This window comes from Bradyrhizobium sp. DN3 (assembly GCF_041357655.1).
Lineage (GTDB): Bacteria > Pseudomonadota > Alphaproteobacteria > Rhizobiales > Xanthobacteraceae > Bradyrhizobium.
This window is the reverse complement of sequence record NZ_JAULLN010000067.1, coordinates 1-5,457: the sequence shown is the minus strand read 5'-3', so window position 1 is coordinate 5,457 and position 5,457 is coordinate 1. Positions and strand designations below refer to the sequence as shown.

Below are 5,457 nucleotides of genomic sequence, written 5' to 3'. Positions count from 1 at the left end.
TTCGCCGATCGGTTTGACCCTGCACCCTCGCGTGCGCATCTTGTTGAGCGAGTGAACTAGCAACGCCCTGCCTTCGCGACTGCTCATGGCCCATCGCTTCCGTTGACGAAGTGCAGCGACATGTCGGTTCACAAGGGTAGGCCGGAAGTTCGCATCCGAGAGCCAAACCGACGCGATTGACCCGAATCGGATGTTTGGCAATCCGACAAGAGACGTCGTGCGGGAAACGTCGAACAGCTCGCTGCAAACAGAAGGGATGGCCCGCAGTTCAATGCAGCCTCACCCCCTCCATCCGGCCTTACCCAGACCGTCGACGAGATGCGCGTGGTCTTCTGGACGAAACCACGGAGCTCTGTTGCGGACATACATATCTAATGCCCCCGGTGCGCGCGAGACGGCCTTTTCCAGTTCTTCCTTCGCTTCCGCTGTGCGGCCAAGCTGGCCCAGCGCCGCCGCGGACCAGCGGTAGATCATCGGAAAATTCGGATACGACCGGATCAGGCGTTTTGCGGCCTCGATCGAAGCCTCGTATTCGCCGCAGAAATATAAACCGCACGCAATGTGCAACAAGCGGACTGCCAGATAGGGATCGCGGGGATCGAGCCTGATACACACGTTGAGAGACGTGACCCCCTCCTTGTGCCGTCCGGCAAAGATCAGCGTCGCGCCTCGATGGCCATGCGCGATCGCCAGATTTGGACTCATAGAGAGAGCTCGCTCGATCTCCGCCAACGCATCGTCAGCCTCGCCGCGTGCTTGCAAGGCCCAGCCAAGGCACGAACGGGCTTCGGCATCGGCACCATCGAGCGCGACCGCCCGGCGGGCCAAGGCCTCCGCCGAGTGTTGCGCGTCTCGCAGGCCAATCTTCTGGTAGAGCGCGGCCGCTTGCAGCTGGTACAGAGCGAGCGCGCTGTAGCTGCCGCTGAAGGTCGGGTCGAGATCGATCGCCTGTCTGAAGAATTTCTCGGCGCTCTCATCGTCCTCTGCGGTCGCTTTGCTCAGATGCCACAGGCCGCGCTGATAGGCGGCCCAGGCATCAAGGCTGCCCGGCGGCCTGCGCATGGCGCGTCGGAGCTCGGCGTCTGCAATGGCGGGGGCGAGCGCAGTCGTCAGCGCTTCGGTAAGTTCATCCTGGACGGCGAAAATATCTGCCAGATCGCGGTCGTAGCGCTCGGCCCATACATGATTGCTGGTCGCCGCCTCTATGAGCTGCGCGGTCACGCGGATCCGGCTGCCGGCCTTGCGCACGCTACCTTCAAGCACGTAGCGGACGCCGAGCTCGCGCCCGACCTGTCTCACATCAACCGCTCGCCCTTTGTAAGTGAACGACGAGTTCCGTGCGATGACGAACAATGAGGGATAACGCGATAACGCCGTGATCACATCCTCGGCGATACCGTCGGAGACGAATTCCTGCTCGGGGTCGCCGCTCATATTGGTCAGCGGCAGCACGGCGACAGACGGCTTGTCAGGCAACGCGAGCGCCGGAATCTCGCGTTTGGGCGTCGCAGTCCGCGGGCCCGGGTCGATGATGATGCGGTAAACGTGGACAGGCCGGGCGATGTTCTTCAGAGATTGCTCACCCGCTTCCTCAACGTCGAACGGCACCTTGTCGCGCGCGTGATTGAGGACAGTCTGAGAAATACAGATGCCGCCGGGTTCGGCGATGCTCTCGAGCCGCGCCGCTATATTGACGCCGTCTCCAAAGATGTCATGGGCTTCGACGATGATATCACCGATATTGAGCCCCACACGGAAGAGAATGCGCCTGTCTTCCGCGTCGTCGCAGGTAAGTGCGTTGATGCGGGACTGAAACTGCATGGCAGCCCGCACCGCTTCGACCGCACTTGGAAACTCAGCCAAAAACCCGTCGCCGGTGTTCTTCACGATGCGACCGCCGTGCTGCGCAATTGCGGGCTCGACACCTCCGGCGAGAAGGGCCGTCAGCTTGGCGTGTGTCGCCTCTTCGTCATTGTGCATGAGCCGAGAATAGCCGGCCACGTCGGCGGCCAAGATCGCTGATAATCTTCGCTCGACTCGGACCCGCTCTTGCACCATGGCCGCACCAGGCCTCACCGATCCACCATACTCTAAACGGATCAGAGCGCAGCGCCAAACGCGCTTTGACGTTTCGGTCATGCGCTAAGTTGAAACGTCAACTGTGCTGACCCGGGGTGCGCCTGAGCTGACCCGCGGTGCGCACCAAATAGAGATCGAGTCCGGGCCGCCAATGTCGCCTTCTGGCCCGAAGGCGAAGATCGCCATGGCGCCGGGCACGTCGGCAGCTGGGGCCAGACCGGACGTGGTGGTGACGCGGCCAAATCGACGCGAATGACCCATACCGGAAATGCCGAACTTGCATACTGAGACCGGGATCTCCCTATTTTCTACACCTCGTTCTTTGAAAGCGGACAGGCAAGGGCATCCGGATCGCTCCGCAGGGATATTAGCTGCTGAGACCCGAGCGGACATCAACGTTCCGTAATTCTGATTTGCGCGCAGCGACAGATCACCTCCGCCGCAACCTACAAGGCCATCGATCTCACGCGGACGTAGGAACCGGGCGCGGTTTCGATAATCGGCAACCCACCGCTGCCGGGGTCGCGAGCCGGAACGCGGCCTTCGTCAAATTGGGTTACCCATTCGTCCCAAAGCAGCCACCACGACCGTTGACAAGGCGCAGCGTTGACGAACCATTCGTCTGGACTGGGCGGCAAATCGTCGTTCACCCAATGCCCGTATTTGGTGCCTGGTGGGCTGATGACGCCAGCCATATGGCCAGCATCGGATAACACGAACTTGACCGGTCCGGAGTACAAGCGTGTCGCCGCATACGTCGATTTCCACGGCGCGATGTGGTCTTCGCGGGTTGCCAGAATGAAACTCGGAGTCCTGACTTTCGACAGATCTATCGGCGTATCCGCCAACGTGATCCCACCAGGTTTTGCCAGGAGATTTTCGTGATACATCCTGCGCAAGTAGAACGAATGCATCGCCGCGGGCATGCGGGTCGAATCGGAGTTCCAAAACAAAAGATCACCGGGCATTTGCTTCTTGCCGAGCAGATAATTGCTAACGACAAACGACCAGATCAGGTCATTGGCGCGCAACATGTTGAACGTCGTCGCCATTTGATGCGCTTCCAGATATCCATGCTGGCGCATCCGTCTTTCGAGATATGCCAATTGCTCTTCGTCTATGAAGACGGCCATATCCCCAACTTCGGTAAAATCGACGAGCGTCGCGAAATAGGTGACGCTTGTAATCCGGTCCTCGCCCTTCGCGACCAAATATGCCAGCGTCGAGGCTAGCAGTGTTCCGCCGAGGCAATAGCCGATCGCGTTGACGCTATGCTCTCCGGTCGCAGACTCGATAGCATCGAGGGCCGCCAAGGGGCCCTCGAGCATGTAGTTTTCAAAGGTCTTTTCAGCGTGCTGCTTGTCGGGATTTACCCAGGAGATGACGAGAACAGTATGTCCCTGATCGACGGCCCATTTTATGAAAGAGTTTTTCGGCTGCAGATCGAGAACATAGAACTTGTTGATCCACGGCGGCACGATGAGGAGTGGCCGCCTGCGGACCTCTTGTGTCGACGGCGTATATTGGATTAGTTGCATGAGCTCGTTTTGATAGATCACTTTTCCGGGAGTCATTGCGATGTTTTCGCCGAGGCGGAAAGCCTTCATGTCGGTCATCGTGATCGCAAGACGGCCTTTGCCGCGCTCCAGATCGGCAAGAAGGTTCTCCAAACCGCGCAGCAGGTTCTGTCCGCCCGACGCCAAGGTTGCGGTGAGGACCTCCGGATTGGTAGCGACGAAATTGGAAGGGGACAGGGCATCAACCAGCTGGCGGGTATAGAAGTCGACCTTGCGGGCAGAGGCATCGTCCATGCCTTTGACTTCGCGGATTGCAGAAAGAACCGACGCTGCTGCAACAAGATAACTGTCTTTCATAAAGCTAAAGACAGCATTCTCGCTCCATTCCGGATGCTTGAACCGTTTATCTTTTGAAGTATCGGCCTCGCGTGCACGCAGCATGAGTAGGCGTACCGCGGTTTTCTGCCAGATACCTACCATGTTGTGGAATAGGCCGATCTGCGCGCGCGCGACCACCGCCGGGTCGGTCATCATCCTCGTCATGAACTCGAAAAAATCAAACCCAAGCATTGACCATTCACCCACGCCGAACTTAATCGCGTCAGCCTCATGAGGCGTGAAGTGCCGCATCAGTACTTGGGTTTGTTTCGTGATGTCACGCAGTTGCGCTGCAAGGGCAATCGGATCCCAGATGGGCTGCTCCATCCACTTCTCGGTCATAAGTCTTTCCTCCTGACAGGCCTGACCAAGCCGTTTTGGGTAGCTTCCAAAAAAACAACACCTCACCGCATGCGGTTGGTGACACGCGCGTCGGCAGGTAGGGTTGATCGGTTATGTTAAAGCCGGGTTTCTGTGCACCAGCCCCTGTTCGTCGCCGGCGCCTATGGCCCTAAGGACTTCCACCTGCATCCGCATGAGCTGGTGGCGTGTCAATAGAATGCGACGGCGATACGCTTTTCTTTACGCCAGACCACTGCACACCGGCGCAGGTCACCGTCCGGAATGACGGTCAGCGCGAAGTCGTCGGGAATCTTTCCATCTCCAACAATATCCAGGGCGGCACCGTATGCGGAGATGCTGCGAATCACGCAATCTGCTTTCGAACGGCCGAAGCTGATTGAGCCTGACTTTGGGATGCGTGTCGAATGAGAACCTTTCTGCTCCATAATTTTTCTCCGAGTAAAGGGTTCACAACCGTAGAGCGCAAATCGATTGTCAATGGGCCCTTGCCACCAAAACGAGTTCGTCAAAATCTGGGTACCGATCCAATCTCAACGCCCCGAATCAAATAAATGTCATTAAAATATCATATTAAATGTTTAATTTAAACACAAAAATGGGCAGGATATTGAATGAGCGCTTGAAGGTTGAATGAGCGTCACGCAAGGGCTTGCGTTTGCTGGAATTTAGCGCCGATTGCTTTTGGTGCTCATCAAACGCCTACCCCATTGGCATTTGATGCAAGCGAACTTTAAATCTCTCATACAGCTGCTGGCTGTTTATTTCGATCCCACGGGGCCGCGTTGCATTTGTTGGTTTCGGCGGCCGGCGACGGGGTGCCGACGTGGGTCGGCAGAGGAAGTTAAGAAGGTGCAGATGGTAGAGCGGAATAACCGAATGAGCGAATAGCGCCTGCGCAGTCGTCGACGGAGATCGGCCACACTAATGAGGGCGGCCGATCTGACTATTTTATCGAACGACTAACTTCCGGAATTGGCCCCTGAGCTGAATAACATAGGAGCCGCCGCCATGTCGGCTATCTGCGGGCAACCGGGCGCCGCACGATCGTTGGGCTGACCGCTGCTGTTGACCCTGGCTGTGTGAAAACGCTGCGCTTGATGTGATTCGCGCGATATGATTC

General features: G+C 57.7%; 3 protein-coding genes. All 3 read right to left on the bottom strand.

The features are described from left to right. Nucleotides 1–279 precede the first annotated feature (279 nt). The 3 genes from AAE027_RS39295 to AAE027_RS39285 all read right to left on the bottom strand — a co-directional run bounded on the left by AAE027_RS39295 (nucleotide 280) and on the right by AAE027_RS39285 (nucleotide 4,762). On the bottom strand, nucleotides 280–2,013 hold the full coding sequence (locus AAE027_RS39295; protein ID WP_370991146.1) for an adenylate/guanylate cyclase domain-containing protein: 1,734 nt from the start codon (nucleotides 2,011–2,013) through the stop codon (nucleotides 280–282). A 512-nt stretch (nucleotides 2,014–2,525) separates the two neighbouring features. Then, nucleotides 2,526–4,316, bottom strand: coding sequence for a PHA/PHB synthase family protein (locus tag AAE027_RS39290; RefSeq protein ID WP_370991147.1), 1,791 nt, complete (start codon nucleotides 4,314–4,316; stop codon nucleotides 2,526–2,528). Between the two features lie 209 nt (nucleotides 4,317–4,525). Beyond that, complete coding sequence (locus AAE027_RS39285; protein WP_091898914.1) at nucleotides 4,526–4,762, bottom strand: hypothetical protein; 237 nt, start codon at nucleotides 4,760–4,762, stop codon at nucleotides 4,526–4,528. Between the last annotated feature and the right edge of the window lie 695 nt (nucleotides 4,763–5,457).

What these genes read in the sequence shown, in the direction of transcription:
- AAE027_RS39290 (WP_370991147.1), bottom strand. Translation starts at nt 4,316, where the DNA reads ATGACCGAGAAGTGGATGGAGCAGCCCATCTGGGATCCGATTGCCCTT.
- AAE027_RS39285 (WP_091898914.1), bottom strand. Translation starts at nt 4,762, where the DNA reads ATGGAGCAGAAAGGTTCTCATTCGACACGCATCCCAAAGTCAGGCTCA.